The 20,292-nt window shown below is 65.0% G+C and carries 18 protein-coding genes and 1 pseudogene; 9 read left to right on the top strand and 10 right to left on the bottom strand.

Going from position 1 to position 20,292, the window contains the following annotated elements:
* The first annotated feature begins 127 nt into the window (after positions 1-127).
* A complete protein-coding gene (locus ABIB00_RS25060) occupies positions 128-3,004 on the top strand; it encodes a valine--tRNA ligase (protein ID WP_354106210.1) in 2,877 nt (958 codons plus the stop codon).
* A 2-nt stretch (positions 3,005-3,006) separates the two neighbouring features.
* Here ABIB00_RS25060 and ABIB00_RS25055 read toward each other — a convergent pair whose 3' ends face one another.
* Positions 3,007-3,609, bottom strand: a complete 603-nt coding sequence (locus tag ABIB00_RS25055) for a DNA-3-methyladenine glycosylase (RefSeq protein WP_354106209.1) — start codon at positions 3,607-3,609, stop codon at positions 3,007-3,009.
* Between the two features lie 130 nt (positions 3,610-3,739).
* Between ABIB00_RS25055 and lipA the strand changes: the two genes are divergently transcribed.
* Both lipA and ABIB00_RS25045 read left to right on the top strand, forming a co-directional pair.
* Positions 3,740-4,696 carry a lipoyl synthase gene (gene lipA, locus ABIB00_RS25050; RefSeq protein ID WP_354106208.1) on the top strand — a complete coding sequence of 319 codons (957 nt, stop codon included), beginning with the start codon at positions 3,740-3,742 and terminating at the stop codon, positions 4,694-4,696.
* Between the two features lie 6 nt (positions 4,697-4,702).
* Complete coding sequence (locus tag ABIB00_RS25045; protein ID WP_354106207.1) at positions 4,703-5,173, top strand: type II toxin-antitoxin system RatA family toxin; 471 nt, start codon at positions 4,703-4,705, stop codon at positions 5,171-5,173.
* A 30-nt stretch (positions 5,174-5,203) separates the two neighbouring features.
* Here ABIB00_RS25045 and ABIB00_RS25040 read toward each other — a convergent pair whose 3' ends face one another.
* Genes ABIB00_RS25040 through ABIB00_RS25015 form a run of 6 tightly spaced genes read right to left on the bottom strand, consistent with a single transcriptional unit; the run spans position 5,204 to position 10,336 of the window.
* Complete coding sequence (locus ABIB00_RS25040; RefSeq protein WP_354106206.1) at positions 5,204-6,019, bottom strand: c-type cytochrome; 816 nt, start codon at positions 6,017-6,019, stop codon at positions 5,204-5,206.
* Positions 6,019-7,641, bottom strand: coding sequence for a b(o/a)3-type cytochrome-c oxidase subunit 1 (locus ABIB00_RS25035; protein WP_354106205.1), 1,623 nt, complete (start codon positions 7,639-7,641; stop codon positions 6,019-6,021). The genes ABIB00_RS25040 and ABIB00_RS25035 overlap by 1 nt, the downstream gene beginning before the upstream one ends.
* Entirely contained in the window at positions 7,628-8,197 is a 570-nt protein-coding gene (locus ABIB00_RS25030) for a cupredoxin domain-containing protein (RefSeq protein ID WP_354106204.1), read from the bottom strand. The genes ABIB00_RS25035 and ABIB00_RS25030 overlap by 14 nt, the downstream gene beginning before the upstream one ends.
* Positions 8,194-8,370, bottom strand: coding sequence for a hypothetical protein (locus ABIB00_RS25025; protein ID WP_354050583.1), 177 nt, complete (start codon positions 8,368-8,370; stop codon positions 8,194-8,196). Before ABIB00_RS25025 ends, ABIB00_RS25030 begins: the two co-directional genes overlap by 4 nt.
* A gap of 8 nt (positions 8,371-8,378) precedes the next feature.
* Complete coding sequence (locus tag ABIB00_RS25020; protein ID WP_354106203.1) at positions 8,379-9,620, bottom strand: cytochrome c; 1,242 nt, start codon at positions 9,618-9,620, stop codon at positions 8,379-8,381.
* Between the two features lie 8 nt (positions 9,621-9,628).
* A complete protein-coding gene (locus tag ABIB00_RS25015) occupies positions 9,629-10,336 on the bottom strand; it encodes a c-type cytochrome (protein WP_354106202.1) in 708 nt (235 codons plus the stop codon).
* An 889-nt stretch (positions 10,337-11,225) separates the two neighbouring features.
* On the opposite strand from ABIB00_RS25015, the pseudogene ABIB00_RS25010 reads away from it, so the two are divergent.
* Both ABIB00_RS25010 and ABIB00_RS25005 read left to right on the top strand, forming a co-directional pair.
* Positions 11,226-11,312, top strand: a pseudogene (locus ABIB00_RS25010) (mechanosensitive ion channel family protein); the annotation flags it as partial.
* 118 nt (positions 11,313-11,430) lie between these two features.
* The gene (locus tag ABIB00_RS25005) at positions 11,431-11,679 is read left to right on the top strand and encodes a hypothetical protein (RefSeq protein WP_354106201.1); all 249 of its coding nucleotides are present in this window, start codon (positions 11,431-11,433) and stop codon (positions 11,677-11,679) included.
* Positions 11,680-11,685: 6 nt separating this feature from the next.
* On the opposite strand, the gene ABIB00_RS25000 is transcribed toward ABIB00_RS25005, so the two are convergent.
* Both ABIB00_RS25000 and ABIB00_RS24995 read right to left on the bottom strand, forming a co-directional pair.
* Positions 11,686-12,294: a CinA family protein gene (locus ABIB00_RS25000; protein ID WP_354106200.1), complete on the bottom strand. Its 609-nt coding sequence runs from the start codon at positions 12,292-12,294 to the stop codon at positions 11,686-11,688.
* Positions 12,295-12,298: 4 nt separating this feature from the next.
* Positions 12,299-13,480 (bottom strand): bifunctional 2-C-methyl-D-erythritol 4-phosphate cytidylyltransferase/2-C-methyl-D-erythritol 2,4-cyclodiphosphate synthase, encoded by a 1,182-nt coding sequence (locus tag ABIB00_RS24995; RefSeq protein WP_354106199.1) that lies wholly within the window; start codon positions 13,478-13,480, stop codon positions 12,299-12,301.
* 280 nt (positions 13,481-13,760) lie between these two features.
* Between ABIB00_RS24995 and dusB the strand changes: the two genes are divergently transcribed.
* Genes dusB through ntrC form a run of 3 tightly spaced genes read left to right on the top strand, consistent with a single transcriptional unit; the run spans position 13,761 to position 17,386 of the window.
* On the top strand, positions 13,761-14,762 hold the full coding sequence (gene dusB, locus ABIB00_RS24990) for a tRNA dihydrouridine synthase DusB (RefSeq protein WP_354106198.1): 1,002 nt from the start codon (positions 13,761-13,763) through the stop codon (positions 14,760-14,762).
* Entirely contained in the window at positions 14,759-15,934 is a 1,176-nt protein-coding gene (locus ABIB00_RS24985) for a two-component system sensor histidine kinase NtrB (RefSeq protein WP_247353395.1), read from the top strand. Before dusB ends, ABIB00_RS24985 begins: the two co-directional genes overlap by 4 nt.
* A 9-nt stretch (positions 15,935-15,943) precedes the next feature.
* Positions 15,944-17,386, top strand: a complete 1,443-nt coding sequence (ntrC, locus tag ABIB00_RS24980; RefSeq protein ID WP_007610301.1) for a nitrogen regulation protein NR(I) — start codon at positions 15,944-15,946, stop codon at positions 17,384-17,386.
* Positions 17,387-17,555: 169 nt separating this feature from the next.
* Here ntrC and ABIB00_RS24975 read toward each other — a convergent pair whose 3' ends face one another.
* Entirely contained in the window at positions 17,556-17,702 is a 147-nt protein-coding gene (locus ABIB00_RS24975) for a hypothetical protein (protein ID WP_247353393.1), read from the bottom strand.
* Between the two features lie 183 nt (positions 17,703-17,885).
* On the opposite strand from ABIB00_RS24975, the gene ABIB00_RS24970 reads away from it, so the two are divergent.
* The gene (locus ABIB00_RS24970; RefSeq protein WP_354106197.1) at positions 17,886-20,279 is read left to right on the top strand and encodes a sensor histidine kinase; all 2,394 of its coding nucleotides are present in this window, start codon (positions 17,886-17,888) and stop codon (positions 20,277-20,279) included.
* Positions 20,280-20,292 lie beyond the last annotated feature (13 nt).

Genomic DNA, 20,292 nt, shown 5'->3' with positions numbered 1-20,292 from the left:
CCCTCGTAAAGCCCTGCTTGTGCGCCATATTCGGTCTCCCGACCGGACCGGAAAGCCCTGTTGCCGCCTGGCTTTCCTTTGAGCTTTCCGTTGACTTGGACCCCGCGCGCGGCTTTCTAGCAGCCCCATGATCGAGAAAAATTACCAACCCGCCGATATCGAAGCCCGCATGTCCGTCGTGTGGGAGGACAGCCTTGCCTTCAAGGCCGGCCGCCCCGACCGCCGCGACGCCGTGCCCTTTACCATCGTGATCCCGCCGCCGAACGTGACGGGCTCGCTGCACATGGGCCACGCCCTCAACAACACGCTCCAGGACATCCTGTGCCGCTTCGAGCGCATGCGCGGCCGTGACGTGCTGTGGCAGCCCGGCACCGACCATGCCGGCATCGCCACCCAGATGGTGGTCGAACGGCAGCTGATGGAGCGCCAGCAGCCCAGCCGCCGCGAGATCGGCCGCGAGAAGTTTCTGGAGCGGGTCTGGCAGTGGAAGGCCGAGAGCGGCGACACCATCATCAACCAGCTCAAGCGGCTCGGCGCCTCCTGCGACTGGTCGCGCGAACGCTTCACCATGGACGAGGGCCTGTCCAAGGCCGTGGTCAAGGTGTTCGTCGAGCTGCACCGCGATGGCCTGATCTACAAGGACAAGCGGCTGGTGAACTGGGACACCAAGCTGCTCACCGCGATCTCCGATCTCGAAGTGCAGCAGACCGAGGTCAAGGGCAGCCTCTGGTACCTGCGCTATCCGATCGAGGGCAAGATTTTCAGCCCCGAAGATCCCTCGAGCTTCATCGTCGTTGCCACCACGCGCCCGGAGACCATGCTGGGCGACACCGGCGTGGCCGTGCATCCCGACGACGAGCGCTATCAGAAGCTCGTCGGCAAGCACATCGTCCTGCCGCTGGTCGGCCGCAAGGTGCAGATTGTAGCCGATGACTATTCCGATCCGGAGAAGGGCTCGGGCGCGGTCAAGGTGACGCCGGCGCATGACTTCAACGATTTTGAAGTCGGCAATCGACACGGTCTGCGCCGCATCAGCGTGCTCGACAAGGAAGGCTGCCTCGATCTCCTCGACAACGAGGATTATCTGCGCGACCTGCCGGAAGGCGCCGCGCATTTCGCCGAAGAGTTTCACAAGGTCGATCGCTTCGCTGCGCGCAAGCGCATCGTCGAGCGGCTGGACTCGTTCGGCTTCGTCGAGCGGATCGAGCCGCACACCAACATGGTGCCGCATGGCGATCGCTCCGGCACCGTGATCGAGCCGTACCTGACCGACCAATGGTACGTCGACGCCAAGACACTCGCAAAACCCGCGATGGCGGCGGTGCGTTCGGGCGAAACCACCTTCGTGCCGAAGAACTGGGAAAAGACCTATTTCGAATGGATGGAGAACATCCAGCCCTGGTGCATCTCGCGCCAGTTGTGGTGGGGCCATCAGATCCCGGCCTGGTACGGCCCTGACGGCAAGGTGTTTGTCGCCGAGACCGAGGAAGAGGCCGTCAGCCACGCGCTGGGCTATTACGTCGAGCAGGAAGTCATCACGGTCGAGCAGGGCCGCGAGATGGCGCTCGACCGCAACAAGCGGGACGGCTTCATCACGCGCGACGAGGACGTGCTCGACACCTGGTTCTCCTCGGCGCTGTGGCCGTTCTCGACGCTCGGCTGGCCCGAAGACGCGCCGGAAGTACAGCGCTACTATCCCACCAACGTGCTGGTGACCGGCTTCGACATCATCTTCTTCTGGGTCGCCCGCATGATGATGATGGGCCTGCACTTCATGAAGGAGGTGCCGTTCTCGACGATCTACATCCACGCCCTCGTCCGCGATGAGAAGGGCGCCAAGATGTCGAAGTCGAAGGGCAACGTCATCGATCCGCTCAATTTGATCGACGAATATGGCGCGGACGCGCTTCGCTTCACGCTGGCCGCGATGGCCGCGCAGGGACGCGACATCAAACTCGCCACCAGCCGTGTCGAGGGCTACCGCAATTTCGCGACAAAGCTCTGGAATGCGTCCCGCTTCGCGGAGATGAACCACTGCGCCGTGCCCGAGGGTTTCGAACCGGCGAAGGTCAAGGAGACGCTGAACCGCTGGATCGCGCATGAGAGCGCGCACACCACGCGCGAGGTGACCGAGGCGATCGAGGCCTATCGCTTCAACGATGCCGCAGGCAGCATCTACCGCTTCGTCTGGAACGTCTATTGCGACTGGTATGTCGAGCTCGCAAAACCCGTGCTGCTCGGTCCCGACAGCCCTGCCAAGGCCGAGACCCGCGCCATGGTGGCATGGGCGCGCGACGAGATCCTGAAACTGCTGCACCCCTTCATGCCCTTCATCACCGAGGAGTTGTGGGAGGTGACGGCCAAGCGCGACGGTCTGCTCGCGCTGGCACCATGGCCGCTGAAGCCGTCCGCGCCGACGCCGGAGCAGCTTGCGATGCTTGCGGCAACGACGGGGCCGACCGATGCGCTCGTCTCTCCGGCCTGGGTGCTGCCGATCTTCGACCATGCCGACTTCACCGATCCCGCGGCCGAGGCCGAGATCGGCTGGGTGATCGACCTCGTCACCCAGATCCGTTCGGTGCGCGCCGAGATGAACATCGCGCCGGCGACTCTGACGGCACTGGTGCTCGCAGGCGCCTCGACCGAGACGAAGGATCGCGCGCCTCGCTGGAGCGACGTCATCAAGCGCATGGCGCGGCTGTCCGACATCTCCTTCGCCGACCACGCGCCCGACGGCGCGGTTCAGCTGCTGGTGCGCGGCGAGGTGGCCGCGCTGCCGCTCAAGGGCGTGATCGACGTCGCCGCCGAGCGTACGCGCCTCGACAAGGAGATCGCGAAAGCCGACGCCGACATCAAGCGCGCCGAGTCCAAGCTGGCCAACGAGAAGTTCGTCGCCAACGCGGCCGAGGAAGTCGTCGAGGAAGAGCGCGAGAAGCGTGAGGCCGCGCTCGCTCGCAGAGCCAAACTGCTGGAGGCGCTGGAGCGGCTGAAGCTGGCCTCGTAGCCCTATTTCGGGAACGGCTTGCTCAGAAACTTCGATCCCCTGACGCCATAGCGCCAGGGCAGCTCGACGGCCTTGGTGATGCCGATCCGGATTCCGGCCACCACCTCCAAATCCTCCGTCCGCGCATGCAACGCGATCGGGGGACGGTCCAGCGGCAGGGCGTTGTGCGCGATGTTGATGCCGAGCGCTTCGGTCAGCTTGCCCGGGCCCGAGCACAGCGCGTGCACATCGACCGCATGGCGGCGGCGGCGCATCGTCGCCAAGCCGTGCGTGGGCTCCAGCGCGCGGATCAGCACGGCAGCGGCCGAGCCTTCGTCCTCGCAGACGAAGTTCACGCACCAATGGATGCCGTAGGAGCGGTAGACATAGGCAAAACCGGGCGGGCCGAACATCACCTGGTTCCGCGGCGTCGGTCCGCTGTAGGAATGCGCCGCTGGCTCGGTATGATGATAGGCCTCGACCTCGATGATGATCCCGCCGACGCCGTCGACCAGCATGGTCGCACCGATCAGGTCGTGCGCGACCTCGCGGACGTTGCGGCCGAAGAAGGCGCGCTTCAGCGGCTTGCCGAGCCGAGGTGTAGAGGCTTTTGAGGTTGGAGCCATTCGAGGTGAGAATCGCCTGAGAACAGAGCAGGATAATGCCCATATCTGCCATGTTCCCTGAAGCAGGGCGAGCCGGGTTGCGATGCCCGGCGAGACCGACTAGGTAGGACCTGAACAGACCGGACACCCCATGGTCGTTATTGTCGATACCATCTCGAACCCGCTGCGCCCGCGTCACCCCGAAAAGGTGAACCGGCCCGATTCCGCTTCGCCGCCGAAGCCGGACTGGATCCGCGTGCGCGCGCCCAATACCCGTGGCTATGCCGACACCCGCAACATCGTACGCGCCAACGGCCTGCATACGGTGTGCGAGGAAGCGGGCTGCCCGAATATCGGCGAGTGCTGGGACAAGAAGCACGCGACCTTCATGATCATGGGTGACACCTGCACCCGCGCGTGCGCGTTCTGCAACGTCAAGACCGGCATGCCGAACGCGCTCGACGCGACCGAGCCGCAGAACGTCGGCGAGGCCGTGGCCAAGCTCGGCCTTGCCCATGTCGTCATCACCTCCGTCGACCGCGACGATCTCACTGATGGCGGCGCCGAGCATTTTGCCCAGACCATCCGCGCGATCCGCGCCGCGTGCCCCTCGACCACGATCGAGATCCTGACGCCCGACTTCCTGCGCAAGGAGGGGGCGCTCGAGGTCGTCGTCGCGGCGAAGCCCGACGTGTTCAACCACAATCTCGAGACCGTGCCGTCGTGCTATCTCACGGTGCGGCCCGGCGCGCGCTATTTCCATTCGATCCGGCTGCTGCAGCGGGTCAAGGAGCTCGATCCCACCATCTTCACCAAGTCCGGCATCATGGTCGGCCTCGGGGAAGAGCGCCACGAGGTGCAGCAGGTGATGGACGATCTGCGTTCCGCCGACGTCGATTTCCTGACCATCGGGCAATATCTCCAACCGACCCGCAAGCATCACGCCGTGATGCGCTACGTGCCGCCGGACGAGTTTTCGTCCTACGAGAAGGTCGCCTACACCAAGGGCTTCCTGATGGTCTCGGCGAGCCCGCTCACCCGTTCGTCGCATCATGCCGGCGAGGATTTTACGAAACTGAAGGCCGCGCGGGCCGCGACGGCCCGCTGAATCGCCATGCCCAAATTTTCGAGCAAGCGCCGTGTCGATCACAGCGCGTCCGAGATGTTTGATCTGGTCGCCGACGTCGAGCGATATCCTGAATTCGTGCCGCTGTGCAGCGCGCTGAAGGTCCGTCAGCGCATGGCGAAACCCGACGGCACCGAGGTGCTGGTCGCCGACATGACGGTGTCGTTCAAGCTGGTCAAGGAGACCTTCACCAGCCGCGTGACGCTCGACCGCGCCAATTTGAAGATCCTGGTCGAATATCTGCAAGGTCCTTTCAGCAATCTGGAAAACCGTTGGACGTTCGAGCCCAAAGGTGAGGGCGTCTGCGATGTCGGTTTCTTCCTCGCCTACGAATTCAGGAGTCGCATGCTGGCGCTGCTGATGGGCTCGATGTTCGACGCCGCGTTCGCGCGGTTCTCCCTCGCGTTCGAGAAGCGTGCGGACGCGATCTACGGACGGCGGAAGCTGGCATCGGCGTAGGATCTCCGGCGGGGGCACGAACTCCTCGCTTCAATCCACCGCCTTCACCACATCCGGCGGCTGCGAGGCGTAATACGCGGCGGCCTGCTCGATCTCCTGCGGCGTCATCGCACGCGCAATGTTGCGCATCTGCTGGCTGATGTCGTTGCGGCGCTCGCCGGAAGCGAAGGCCTGGAGCTGCACCTTCAGATAGGTCTCGGACTGGCCTTCCAGCCACGGGCTGCCGGTCTTGTTGTCGAGGCTGCCATGACAGGCGCCGCAGGGCGCGATGCCGCGCATCGGCGCGCCGTAGATGACGATGTTGGGTTTTGGGAGCTGCGGAGTCGGATGATAGGCCGGCAGCCGCGGCAGATAGGCGTAGTAGTTCGAGAGATCGGCGATCTCCTGCTCCGTCAGATTGACGGCGAACGGCGACATCACGGCATTGGTGCGCGCGCCGGAGCGGAAATCATGCAGCTCCTTGTAGATCACGGCGGCATACTGGCCGGCGAGATTAGGCGAGTCCGCACGGCTGATGCCGGTTGGGCCATGACAGATCGCGCAGCGCTGCGCCAGCGTGGCGCCGTGGCCGATCGCTTCCTGGCTCGGCCGTGACAGCGTGCGCGAGGTCAGCACGACCTCCGACAACGGCTTGGTCTGCCCCGGCGTCGTCACGCTGGCGGCGCGCTGCGGTACGCCCGCGGCGCTGCAGATCGCATCCCAGACGTTGGCGAACTGAACCCAGGGTTGTGCGAAGGGCAGCACGATAAAGCCGGTGACAACAGTCACGATCAGCATGCCGGCGACGACGCCGACGCCTGTCGTGAAGTGGCGATTGCGGAACGTGAAGAGGTCGCGCGCACCCATCACTGCGCTCCCACATAGACGGCCGGCACCGACGTGCCTTCGGTCAGCGCCAGCGTCAGGATCGGGTAACCGTAATTGGTCAGGGTGAGCACGATCATCAGCGCCACCCACAGCGCGTGCGTGTTGAGCGCGACCGGGACCGTCGTGGACTGGTGCACGGCCAGCGCAAAGCGATATGGACCGGCATCGACCTGCGGCGCACGCATGCCGCGGGCCAGAATGACCAGGCACAGGATGCCAGACGCCAGCAGGATGAAGCCGCCAATCACGGAGAGGGTGACCGAGAGCGCCTGCGGCGCGATCGCGGGATCGCCGAAGTCGAAATAGGCCATGCGGCGCGGCATGCCCAAGATACCGACCCAGTGCCAGGGGAAAGTCGTGACGATCATGCCGATGAACCACAGCCATAGCTGGGTGCGGATCAGGCGGACGTCGATCAGCTCGCGCCCGGTCAGATGCGGCCACAGATCATAGGCGATCGCAAAATACATGATCACGATGGCGCCGCCGAAGATCAGGTGGAAATGGCCGGTGATCCACTGCGTGTTGTGGATCGACGCATCGAGCTGGTAGCTCATGTTGATGAGGCCGCCGGCACCGCCGAAACCGAGCATGACAAAGGAGAAGGCAAGCGCCAGCATCATCGGGTTGTCCCACGGCAGGGCCCTGATCCAGCCGAACATGCCGCGGCCGCCACGCAGGCGCGCGGCGATCTCGACCGACGCGCAGATGGTGAACACGGTCAGCAGCGTCGGAAGCGCCACCAGCGCGGTGAAGGCCGAATGGATGAACTTGAAGCCGGCGCCGACCTGTGGATCGGCGAAGGTGTGGTGCATGCCGATCGGCATCGCGACCACCAGGAACAGGATGAAGGAGATCCGCGCCATGCTGTCGGAATAGACCCGGCCACCGATCGCGCGCGGCACGATGGTGTAATAGGCGATGTAGGTCGGCATCAGCCAGAAATAGACGATGGCGTGCAGCGTCCAGGAGAAGAACACGCGGGCTAGACCGGCGTCGATGGTGGCCTTCAGCCCGGCCGCAACCGGAATGATCTGGAGCAATAGCTCGAGCGCAGCACCGACCGCGGTCCAGGCCCACAAGTAAGAGCCCGCGACGTTGGCGAACATCGCCAGCGGCACCGGCGCGCCGGGATGGGCCTTCCGCCAGACGCGCAGATTGATCGACATCAGCGCGACCCAGAACCACGAGCCGACCACGACCAGCACGACGCCGAGATAGTAGAACACGTTGCCAATCAGCGGCGGATAGAACGTATAGAGGACGGAGGCGCGGCCAAGCCCGACCGGGACCATCGCCATGATCGCACCGACCACGATCAGCCAGAACCCGGCCCAGGCCCAGCGGACGCCGACCAGCCGCTGCTCCAGCGCGGACTCGCTGATGGCATAGCCGAAACCCATCGCGACCAGGGTCGGGAAGACATAGCCCATCACCGTGCCGTGCGCGGTCAGCGAGCGGTAATAGAGCTCGGGATTGGACAGCCAGGTGCCGATCGGGCTGCGGATGAACATCTGCCAGGCGCCGAGCGTCAGCGCGATGCCGAACACGGCGAAGGCCAGCCAAAAATGGGCGAGGATAAGCTTTCTATTGACCAACACAGCTCAGTCTCCCGCCACCCTTCGCGCGTTCAGCGAATTCGGTCTTGTCGATCACCTTGACCTTGCCCCACATGCCCTCGTGGCCGAAGGAGCAAAATTCCTGGCAGGGCATCAGATAGTCGCCGGCCTTGGTAAAGCGCATGAGCTGCTCGGAGATGTAGCCCGGCACCAGCATGGTGTTGACGTTGGTGCCCTGGATCAGAATGCCGTGGACGACGTCGGCGCTGGTGGCGCGCAGCGTGATCGGCGTGTCCACGGGCACCAAGATGCAGGCCGGCGTGAATGAATATTGCTGCCCGATCGCGCGCACGGTCACATTGCCGTTCGCCTCGAGCACGCTGCCGAGATTGCTCTCGACGAATTCGCCTGAGAGGTGCAGCCGCGACGGATCGATGGTCTCGACGCGCGGCTGCGGCATGGTCGCGCGATGGATGCCGGCGAACGCCGCCAGCAGCGCCATCATCACGATGATGATCACGGCGACGATGGTCCAGCGCCGCTCGACGCGGGCCGCGACCTCGGCGCTGGCGCTGCCGTGGGTTTGCCCTGCGCTCATTGCAGCGACCCGCGCGGCAGGAAGACGAACAGATAGAAGGCGAGCCACATCGCGACCACGCAGGCCGTGGCGATGCCGGCGATCACGATCGCACCCGACGGTCCCTGGGCAACGACCTCCTCGATGGCCTGTTCGGCGGCGGCTGGGCTGGTCGGCGGATCGGAATTGAACATGGCGGCCCTCAGTTCAGCGGTGCCGAGCGCAGCTCGTTGGCCTCGCGCGCCGAGACCGGCGTGCCGCGATTGCCCCAGGCGGTGCGGATGTAGGAGACGACGGCGGCGACCTCATTGTCGGAGAGGAGGCCGGCGAAGGGCGGCATGCCGTAGGGCATCGGATTGCCCTTGGTGCCCGGCGGATAGCCGCCATTGAGCACCATGCGGATCGGATTGACCGCCGACTGCATCTCGATCGACTGGTTATTGGCGAGCGGCGGCCAATGAGGCGGCTTGCCTTCGCCCTGCGCGCCATGACAGCTCGCGCAGCTCTTGTCGTAGACGGTCTTGCCGAGGCTGACCAAGAGGCTGCTCTCGGTGGTCGGCAGTGCCGAACTCGCGGCCGGCGGAGGCGAGGGCTCCGCGATGCCCTTGAGGTACACCGCCATTGCCCTGGTGTCCTCGTCGTTGAGGTATTGCAGGCTGTTATGCACGACCTCGGCCATCGGGCCGTAGACCACGCCCCGCATGGAGACACCGGTTTGGAGCAGATCGGTGATGTCCTTGATGCTCCAATCGCCGAGCCCCGCCTCGCGGTTGTTGGTGAGAGACGGCGCGTACCAGTTCTGCATCGGGATCAAGCCGCCCTTGAAGGTGTCCGCTTGCGAGGTGCCGCCGAGCGCATTGATCGGCGAATGGCACATGGCGCAATGACCGAGACCCTCGACCAGATAGGCGCCGCGATTCCATTCCACCGACTTGGTCGTATCGGGCTTGAACTCGCCCTCGCGGAAGTACAGCGTACGCCAACCGAGAATGAGCTGGCGGTTGTCATAGGGGAAGCGCAGCTCGTGCGGCTTGTTCTTCTGGTTCACCGGCGCGATCGAACGCAGATAGGCGAAGATCGCGTCGCTGTCGGCACGCGTGACCTTGGTGTAGGAGGCGAACGGCATCGCCGGATAGATCAGCCCGCCATCCGGGAAACGGCCATTGTGCATGGTCTTGTAGAAGTCGTCGGCGCTCCACTTGCCGATACCGGTATCCGCGTCCGGCGTGATGTTGGAGGTGTAGATGGTGCCGAACGGGGTCGGCATGGCGTGGCCGCCGGCGAACAGGCGGCCTTCCGGCGCCGTGTGGCAGGCGGTGCAGTCGCCGGCGCGGGCGAGATACTCGCCGCGTGCAATGACATCGCTGCTCTTGTCCTGCGCCTGCGCGACCGTGGTGAGCACGGCGAGAGCGAGCAGCGTGGTCCACGATTTCGAGCCCATCATCCGCCTCGTCAGTTGGGCTGGCTACCGCAGCCGAACGGCAGCGCGTAGGTGCCTTTCGGCACGGGGACCGGGTTTGCAGGCGCCGGCCGCGTCGCGAGCCAGGCTGCGACGGCGGTGACGTCTGCCTCGGTCAGATGACCGGCGACGAGCTGCATGCAGTCGGGTGCCTTCGCGGTGCGGGTGCCGTAACGCCAGGCGCCGAGCTGGGCACTGACATAGGCCGCGCGCAAGCCGAGCAGGCCGGGGATACCCGGCTGCATGCCCGTGAGACCCGAGCCATGGCAGCTCACGCAGGCCGGAATGCCGCGGCCCGCATCGCCGCTGGTGGCGAGCATCTCGCCCTGGGCCAGGACGTCCTTGCTGACCTCACTCGGTGCCGGCTGCGGCAGCGGCGGGTGCTCGCTGGCAAAATATTCCGCCATTGCCTCGAGATAGGGATCGGGCAGAAACTCCAGCAGATAGTTCATCGGCGGATATTTGCGCCGGCCGCTGCGGAAGGCGAGCAGCTGGTTGTAGAGATAACCGGCCGGCTTGCCGGCAAGCCGCGGGAAATAAACGTCGCTGGTGCCTTCGCCCTTGTTGCCGTGACAGGGCGTGCACGCCTCCACCCGCGCCGCCATGGTATCGGGCGGCTGGTTGGCCGTTTGTGCGGCCGCGCCATGAATAGCGGCGAAGGCGGCAATGGCGATTGCCAGGGCAGTACCGCGAGCGAACACTCTCGTCGCCCTCCAGGAGGCTGGGCCGGGTTGATTCCCGGTCACAACGTAGAGCGGCATTATTGCGCCAATATAGCCGCGCGCAAGATGGCAGGGAGCGATGACGTTTGGTCGCGGATGCAGATTTGCGATCCCGATCGGTTTCGACAAAATTTGCGTGCATTTTGACAAGCAAACACAGGTTTGCAGTCTCGCGACGTTTCTCGCCCGAGCTTTGCTTTTTGCCGTGGCCCTCAGGTATCGGAGGGTACAGGGAAGACCGGGTGCCGGCTGGCACCCACGGTCCACTGTGCGAAGGTTGCGCTACAAGAATCTGCACAGCGGCATACAGGTGAAGCCAAACAACCGGCCTTCCCTGCGCAGTGGTTTTACGGCTTATGCCGAGCTCTCCCCGGGGAGCGATGCACTATTGCCCCCGTCGCCTTGCGGATGGCTGATGCGCGTGCCCGGTCGGGCAACCCACATCACCACAAGACTTGACGCACAGACCCCGGGCGTCAGGACGACACGGTTTTGCCGTACGCAGACCGCACCGGTCGTGTGCGCGACGCCCTCGCTCACGGTTTCCCGCCCTGCGAGGCCCTACGCGCCGATGCTGCCTGCGTCCACCACAACTCATCCCGCGTTTCGTGACGATCGCGATACGCCCCTCTGACAGGGATGAGGTGGCGGGACGATGCGACAAATCAGAATTTCTGTAAAGACGAATATTTTGAAGCGAGCCGATTGACCCGCTGTTTGTGTGTTTTGCCCGTCGGGCAACACAACGGATCGTGGCCCGCGGATTGCGCTTCTCCGTCCGCGCTACGGGATTTGTGTTCCCTCTGCGGCAAGGGGATCATTTCGCGCCGCCACGAGTTCTCTTCGGATTGCCCCCGGGTGAGAGCTCATGACCATCAATTTCGACACGCTGAAAGCATCGCTGGTTCTGTACGGGCTGAATGCGATCTACGCGATCCTGCTGCTCGCTGTGGGCTGGTATCTGTCCGGCGCGATGCAGCGCTTCGTCACGCGCGTCCTCAACGTCGCGCATCGGGTCGATCCGCTCGTGACCTTGTTCGTCTCGAGCCTATCCCGGCACCGGCGAGGTCAAGGTGGCGTTTCCGGTCCCGGCAGGCGCCGCCAATGCGCTAGCGGACCGGATCCTGAAGGAGTTGCGCAACGACTCCCGCATCGACGATCAGGCAGAGCCTGCCGTCCGGGTCTCCAAGGTCGTCGACGTCGCCAATCCGGCAGCGCCGATCCTGGAATTGACGGTCAGCGCAAGAGCGAAGCCGTCCGAGGCCGAAGCGGTCAAGCAGTGCGTGCTCGACCATGCGAGTGCGCTGCTCGCGGCTGCGTGAGGGGTCTCACCCCCGCGGCGACCGCGGAGTCCTGCGCTTCGCGGCGTGCCGGCGCGGCGAGCGTGTCACGCGGGGTCGCAGGCGGGTTACCGCGGCTTCACGGCGCGGCTTGGCTTGAACTGGGCCGCGGGCGAGGTCCATCAGCATGCGCAGCGCCTCGACCACCGAGCGCTGGCGCACTGCGGTGCGGCCTATCGCACCGAAGCGATGCTCGCGGTGGACAATGCGGCCGTCGCGCGCGGCGACGGCGAAATGGACGAGCCCGACCGGCTTGCCGGGCGTGGCGCCGCCGGGGCCGGCAATGCCGGTGATGGCGACCGCGAGATCGACGTCGGCGCGTTCCAGCGCACCGACTGCCATTGCAGTCGCGGTCTCCCTGCTGACGGCGCCGAAATTGGTGAGCGTACTCGGCTCGACCCCCAGCATCGCGCGCTTGGCGTCGTTGGAATAGGTGACGAAGCCGCGATCGATGACGTCGGACGAGCCGGGGATATCGGTCAGTGCGCCGGCGACCAGGCCGCCGGTGCAGGACTCGGCGGTCGCGATCGTCAGCTTGCGCATCCGGCATAGATCGAGCAGCGAGCGGGAGAGGGCGCGTGCGTCGCTGCTGCCCATGACCTTACACGCTCCAGGGCAGGCGGATGGTGGCGCTCGCGGTGGCCGCGATGCCTTCTTCGCGGCCGGTAAAGCCGAGCCGCTCGCTGGTGGTCGCCTTCACCGCGACGCGCGAGATGTCGACGCCGGAAATTTCGGCGATGCGCGCGCGCATGGTGTCGCGCAACGGGCCGATCTTCGGCCGCTCGCAGATCATCGTGACCTCGAGATTGGCGATGCGGCCGCCGCGCTGGGTAACGCGCTCGATGGCGTATTTCAGAAATTGGTCGGAGGAGGCGCCCTTCCATTTTGCGTCGCTGGGCGGAAAGTGCGAGCCGATGTCGCCGTCGGCGAGCGCGCCGAGGATGGCGTCGACCAGCGCATGCAGGCCGACATCGCCGTCGGAATGGGCGAGGAAGCCTCTGGTGTGCGGCACGCGCACGCCGCAAATCATGAGATGGTCGCCGTCACCGAAAGCGTGCACGTCGTAGCCCGTGCCGGTCCTGATGTCGCCGAGCAGGCTGGCCAGCCGCGCTTCCTCGCGCACGAAATCCTCGGGGGTGGTGAGCTTCATATTGGCAACATCGCCTTCAAAGGTTGCAACCGTCAATCCCGCCCATTCGGCAATCGCGGCATCGTCGGTGAAATCGCTGCGCCCGTCCTTGGCCGCGCGACGATGCGCCTCGAGGATGACGTCAAAACGAAAGGACTGCGGCGTCTGCGCAATTCGCAACCGCGCGCGGTCCGGCGTGTCCTCGACATTGCCGTTCTCGCCGGTGACCTTGATGGTATCCGTGACGGGAACAACGGGGATCGCAGCGCCAGTGCGGCTGGCCGCATCGATCGCGCGCGAGATCACGCCTTCCGAGACGAAGGGCCGCGCGGCGTCGTGGATCAGGACGATGTCCGGCTTGTGCTTGGCGAGCGCTTCGAGACCGGCGAGCACCGAGGCCTGCCGCGTGGCCCCGCCATTCGTCGGCGCCTCGTGCTTTAACCCTGCGACCGCCGCGGTAAAGATGGCGCTGTCGTCGGGGTTCACCACCGGCTGCACCGCAAACACGTCCGCATGCCGGCTGAAGGCTTCCATGGCGCGATAGATCACGGGCACACCGCCGATCTCGCGATATTGCTTGGGACCACCGGCGCCCGCGCGCAGGCCGCGTCCGGCCGCGACGAGAACGACTGCGGTGCGCTGTGATTTCGCCATAGGACTCAAATACTCAGTTGGTGATCACGAGAGTTGGGAGAGGGGAGATGCCGCATGCCTCTAGCACGGCAGGCCCGCAAAAAAAGGGGTTTCCCCGGATTGTGGGATTCAGCATTTTGCTGCACTGCACTTGAAAGTTCTGCAGAACTGTCTAAACTGTAGGCATGACGCTTGACTGCACAAGAATTGTGCGCAAGATGGGTCACGGCAGGCGCGATGAGGCCCCTGCCAACGGAACGGAACTCCTGTGACCGGCTCAGCAGTATCAGACTCTAAGCTGTTGAAAATAGGCGATATTGAAGTCGCCACCCCGGTCTTCCTGGCACCGATGTCGGGGGTGACTGACTCGCCCGTCCGCCGGCTCGCCGCCGAGCTGGGGGCCGGTTTGGTCGTGTCCGAAATGACCGCCAGCGATGAGCTCGCCAACGGCCATCGGATGTCCCGGTTGCGCTGCGAAGCCACCGGGATCGGTCCGCACGTGGTCCAGCTCGCCGGTTGCGAGATGCATTGGATGGCGGAGGGCGCCCGGATCGCCGAAGCCGAAGGCGCCGACATCATCGACATCAACATGGGCTGTCCGGCCCGCCACGTCACCGGCGGCCAGTCCGGCTCGGCCCTGATGCGCGACCTCGACCATGCCGTCAGCCTGATCGAGGCGACGATCGCGGCGGTGAAGGTGCCGGTGACGCTGAAGATGCGGCTCGGCTGGGACGACCGCACCCGCAACGCGCCGGAACTGGCGCGGCGGGCGCAGGCATCAGGCATCAAGCTGGTCACCGTGCACGGCCGCACCCGCTGCCAGTTCTACAAGGGCGAGGCCGATTGGGACGCGATCCGCGCCGTGCGCGATGCCATCTCCATTCCGCTCGTCGTCAATGGCGACATCACCACTTTCGAGAAGGCGCTCGCGGCGCTCGAAGCCTCCGGCGCCGACGCCGTGATGATCGGCCGCGGTGCGCAGGGCCAGCCCTGGCTGCCCGGTGAGATCGGCCGACGCCTGAAAGGCGGGGCGGCGGAAGCCACGCCGTCGCTCGAGACGCAGCTGCATTATGTCCGCACGCTCTATGAAGGCGTCTGCGCGCTCTATGGGCTGCGCGTTGGTCTGCGGCACGCGCGAAAACATCTCGGCTGGGCGCTCGACGTCGCGGCCGATGTGAGCCGTGCGCCGGCCGAGAAGCTGAAATCCTGGCGCCAGAAGATCCTCACCTCGGAGGATCCCCGGCTCGTCCATCAGTCACTGCAAGATGCCTTCGACGACTTCGCATGGAGCGCTGCTGCATGAGCTCAGCTGCTGAACATCGTCGGCCTGTTCCGTCCGACAACGACGCGATTTTGGATGCCTTGCCCAATCCCGTGCTCATGATCGGGCCGGACGGCAAGATCGTCGCCGCCAACATCGCAACGGAAGCCTTCTTCGATATCTCGACGCAGTTTCTGAAGCGGCAGTCGCTGAAAGAGCTGGTGCCGTTTGGCAGTCCTTTGCTGGCGCTGATCGATCAGGTGCGCTCGTCGAACGCGGCGGTCAACGAATACAAGGTCGATCTGGGCACGCCGCGCATGGGCGGAGACCGCCAGGTCGATCTGCACGTTGCTCCGCTCACGGAACGGCCCGGCCATATCGTGGTGATGCTGCAAGAGCGCTCCATCGCCGACAAGATGGACCGCCAGCTCACCCATCGCAGCGCCGCGCGCTCGGTGATCGCGCTCGCCGCGATGCTGGCGCACGAGATCAAGAACCCGCTCTCGGGCATCCGCGGCGCCGCGCAGCTTCTTGAGCAGCAGGCCTCTTCCGAAGACCGCATGCTGACGCGGCTGATCTGCGACGAGGCCGACCGCATCGTGACGCTGGTCGATCGCATGGAGGTGTTCGGCGACGAACGTCCCGTGGTGCGCGGTCCCGTCAACATCCATTCGGTGCTCGATCACGTCAAACGGCTGGCGCAATCCGGCTTTGCCCGCAACATCCGCTTCGTCGAGGATTACGATCCCTCGCTGCCGCCGGTGCTGGCGAACCAGGACCAGCTCATCCAGGTGTTCCTCAACCTCGTCAAGAACGCCGCCGAAGCGCTGATCGATGTTCCCGACGGCGAGATCCAGCTCACCACCGCGTTTCGTCCCGGCGTGCGCCTGTCAGTCCCCGGTCAAAAATCCCGTGTATCCCTGCCGCTGGAATTTTGCGTGAAGGACAACGGACCAGGCGTGCCGGACGATCTCCTGACCAACCTGTTCGATCCCTTCGTGACCACCAAGCAGACCGGCTCGGGCCTGGGCCTCGCGCTGGTCGCAAAGATCATCGGGGATCACGGGGGCATCATCGAATGCGAATCTCAGCCGCGCAAGACCACGTTCCGCGTGCTGATGCCGATGTATTCCACATCGGTGAAACATGCCGATCACAGCAGTCGCGACGGCTCTGCCGGGAAGTCGTCGTCTGCATCTCAGGGGGCAAAATGAGGATCAACAATGCCCGCAGGTAGCATTCTCGTAGCTGATGACGACACCGCCATCCGCACGGTTCTTAATCAGGCCCTGTCGCGGGCCGGATACGAAGTCAGGCTCACCGGCAATGCCGCGACGCTGTGGCGCTGGGTCAGCCAGGGAGAGGGCGATCTCGTCATCACCGACGTGGTGATGCCCGACGAGAACGCGTTCGACCTGTTGCCGCGGATCAAGAAGATGCGGCCGAATTTGCCTGTTATCGTCATGAGCGCACAGAACACCTTCATGACGGCGATCCGCGCCTCCGAGCGCGGCGCCTATGAATATCTGCCAAAGCCCTTCGACCTGAAGGAGCTGATCGCCATCGTCGGCCGCGCGCTGGCCGAGCCGAAGGAACGGGTCTCGACGCCGAACGAGGACGCCGAGATGGAGGCGATCCCGCTGGTCGGCCGCTCGCCGGCGATGCAGGAAATCTATCGCGTGCTGGCGCGCCTGATGCAGACCGACCTCACCGTGATGATCACGGGCGAGTCCGGCACCGGCAAGGAGCTGGTGGCGCGCGCGCTGCATGATTACGGCAAGCGCCGCAACGGCCCGTTCGTCGCGGTCAACATGGCGGCGATCCCGCGCGACCTCATCGAGTCCGAACTGTTCGGCCATGAGCGCGGCGCCTTCACCGGCGCCAACACCCGCGCCTCCGGCCGGTTCGAGCAGGCCGAAGGCGGCACGCTGTTCCTCGACGAGATCGGCGACATGCCGATGGAGGCGCAGACCCGCCTGCTGCGCGTGCTCCAGCAGGGCGAATACACCACCGTCGGCGGCCGCACCCCGATCAAGACCGACGTGCGCATTGTCGCTGCCTCCAACAAGGATTTGCGCGTCCTGATCCAGCAGGGCCTGTTCCGCGAAGATCTGTTCTTCCGCCTCAACGTCGTGCCGCTGCGGCTGCCGCCCTTGCGCGAGCGCATCGAGGACCTGCCGGATCTCATCCGCCATTTCTTCGCGCTCGCCGAGAAGGACGGCCTGCCGCCGAAAAAGCTCGACACGCTGGCGCTGGAGCGGATGAAGCAGCACCGCTGGCCGGGCAACGTGCGCGAGCTCGAAAACCTGGCGCGGCGCCTCGCGGCGCTCTATCCGCAGGACGTGATCACCGGCTCCGTCATCGACGGCGAGTTGGCGCCACCCACGGTCAGCCCGGGTGCCGCAGTCCAGCATGGCGTCGACAATCTCGGCGGCGCGGTGGAGGCGTATCTCTCCTCGCACTTCCAGGGCTTCCCGAACGGCGTGCCGCCGCCGGGCCTCTATCACCGCATCCTCAAGGAGATCGAGGTGCCGCTGCTGACGGCCGCGCTCGCCGCCACCCGTGGCAACCAGATCCGCGCCGCCGATCTGCTCGGCCTCAACCGCAACACGTTGCGGAAGAAGATCCGGGATCTCGATATCCAGGTTTATCGAAGCGGGGGCTAGCCTTCCCGGAACGGACGGTGGCTCAGCTCCCCCTACCAAAGGGAGCTGAGCCTGTCCGGATCGCGCTGGCCGTTATGGCTGACGCGGTGGGCAGAAGTCCTGATTGGACTGAAATGTTCCGCTGGAACATTGAAAATGGTCATTCAGCCGCGGGACGCGGCCTCAGACACTATCTGACAAGCCGGCCTGTCATTGGCATCATGCTGGCGACATTCGCCGGCGGCACCTGCAAACCGGGGCCGTTGACCAGGAGGTCAGCGGCCACAATCAGCAGCAGCACGGCCGACACCATCATTGCGAGATAGAACTTGTCCATGCTCGGTTAAGCCGCTGGGCCGGAAAACCGTTCCCGCAAGCGAGGTCTTGCGACAGCGGCCTGTGGATGCGCCGGTCGGTCGCTGCCTGGACGCCGCGGAATTGTCGCAATTCGGCAACAATGTGGTACGAATACATCAGTATCCGCCCGCCGCGGATCCCGTTTTCAGCACCCATTGCCGGAATGACCAGCGCAGAGACCTCGGCCGCATCCTTTGACACGGCCCCAGCGGAAGAGCCCCGGCGTTGGTCGGCGCGACGCTGGCTGGCGCCGTTCGCCGTGGCGCTGGCGCTCCTGTCGGCGTTCCTGACCTTCATGGTCCTGACCGGCCTCACGTCAATCGAGCCAACGCCGGCGGTTGTCCGCTCGTTCTATCTGATCAATGCGGGCACGATCCTGCTGCTGGTCGGCATCATCATCCGCGAACTCTGGCAGCTGATCCTGGCGCGGCGGCGGGGCAGGGCGGCGGCGCGACTCCATGTCCAGATCGTCAGCCTGTTCTCGATCGTGGCGGTGCTGCCGGCGGTGCTGGTCGCCGTCGTCGCCAACGTCACCATCGAGCGCGGCCTCGACCGCCTGTTCTCCGGACCGACCAAGGAGGTGATCCAGAACTCGCTGACGATCGCGCGGGCCTACATGCAGGACCATGCGCAGCTGATCCGCGGCGACATCCTCGGTATGGCCAACGACATCGCCCACGCCCGGCCGCTCTACGATCAGGATCGCCGCTCGTTTCGCGAGCTGCTGACGTCCAGCGCCGCTTCGCGCAACCTGCCGGGCGCGATGATCATCGATAAGAACACCAACATTCTCGAATCCGCCGACACCGGCATGCGGCTGGCCTATTCGCCGCCGGCGCCGGACTTCCTCAGCAACGTCAACGAATCCGAACCCGAGATCGCGGTGCTGCCCGATGCGAGCTTCGTCGCCGCGGTGGTTCGCTTGCGTGCCTTCAGCGACACCTTCCTCTACGTCGCGCGGCCGCTCGATCCGAACGTCGTCAACCAGCTCAAGCAGACCGAGCTCAGCGTCGCCGAATACGCCCAGATCGAGTCGCGCCGGCTCGGCATCCAGGTCGCCTTCGCACTGATGTTCGCGGTGATCGCGCTGACCATCCTCATGGCCTCGGTGATCATCGGCCTCAACTTCGCCAACTCGCTGGTCTCGCCGATCCGGCGGTTGATGAACGCGGCCCAGACGGTCTCGACCGGCGATCTCCATGTGAAAGTGCCGGTGCACCAATCGGAAGGCGACCTCGCCCAGTTGGGTGAGACTTTCAACAAGATGACGCAGGAGTTGCGCAGCCAGCGCGACGAGCTCGTCAACGCCAGCGATCTCATCGACAGCCGCCGCCGCTTCATCGAAGCCGTGCTGTCCTCCGCAAGCGCCGGGATTATCGGCGTCGATACCTCAGGCAGTGTCGGCATCCTCAACCGTTCCGCGGAAAAGCTGATCGGGCACTCCGAAGCCGAGACGCTCGGCCATCCGCTTTCCGACGTGCTGCCCGAGCTCGAAGAGATGATGAAGACGGCGCGGGAAGGGACCCAGCGCCTGGTGCAGGGCCAGATCACGATCACGCGTGACGGGCAGGAACGCAATCTGTCGGTCCGCGTCAGCGCCGAGAAGACCAGCCAGCCGCACGACAGCTACATCATCACGCTCGACGACATCACCGATCTGGTCTCGGCGCAGCGCACCTCGGCCTGGGGCGACGTCGCGCGCCGCATCGCCCACGAGATCAAGAACCCGCTGACGCCGATCCAGCTCTCCGCCGAGCGCATCCGCCGCAAATTCGGCAAGGACATCACCGAGGGCAAGGACAAGCAGATCTTCGAACAGTGCACCGACACAATCGTGCGCCAGGTCGACGATATCCGCCGCATGGTCGACGAGTTCTCGCGCTTTGCGCGGATGCCGAAGCCGGTGATGGAGGGCGAGGACGTCGTGGACACTGTGCGACAGGCGGTGTTCCTGATGAAGGTCGCCCATCCCGAGATCGATATCGAGGCCGAGTTCAAGGAAGACCCGCTGCGCGCCCAGTTCGACCGGCGGCTGATCTCGCAGGCGGTCACCAACATCGTCAAGAACGCCACCGAGGCGATCGAGCAGGTCCCCCTGGAGGAGCTCGGCAAAGGCCGGATCGACGTCGTGGCGTCGCGCGAGGGCGAGGACGTGCTGATCGACGTCGTCGACAACGGCATCGGCCTGCCCAAGGTGGCGCGCTCGCGCCTCCTCGAGCCGTATGTGACGACACGCGCCAAGGGCACCGGCCTTGGGCTCGCGATCGTCGGCCGCGTGCTGGAAGACCATGGCGGGCGCATCGAACTGAAGGACGCCTCCGACTTCCGCGAGGGCCAGCGCGGCGCCTGGATGCGGATGCGTTTTGCGGTCTCCGGCACTCCCGCGAAAAGCGAGGGGGCCGAACCGGTGGCCGAGGCAACGACCAAGCCGGGCATCAGGGAAACGGTCACGGAATCCGTCAAGGATCCGGAAACAAAAGCGCCGGCCACCGAAACCAAAGAGCCGGCTGAAAAGACCAATGATTCAACGAAAACCGAAGCCTCAACAGGCAGCTGAGAAAACAGGCGCG

Source organism: Bradyrhizobium sp. LB14.3, from assembly GCF_040547985.1.
Classification (GTDB): Bacteria; Pseudomonadota; Alphaproteobacteria; order Rhizobiales; family Xanthobacteraceae; genus Bradyrhizobium.
The sequence above is the reverse complement of the archived record's forward strand: the minus strand, read 5'-3'. Positions and strand labels throughout refer to the sequence as shown.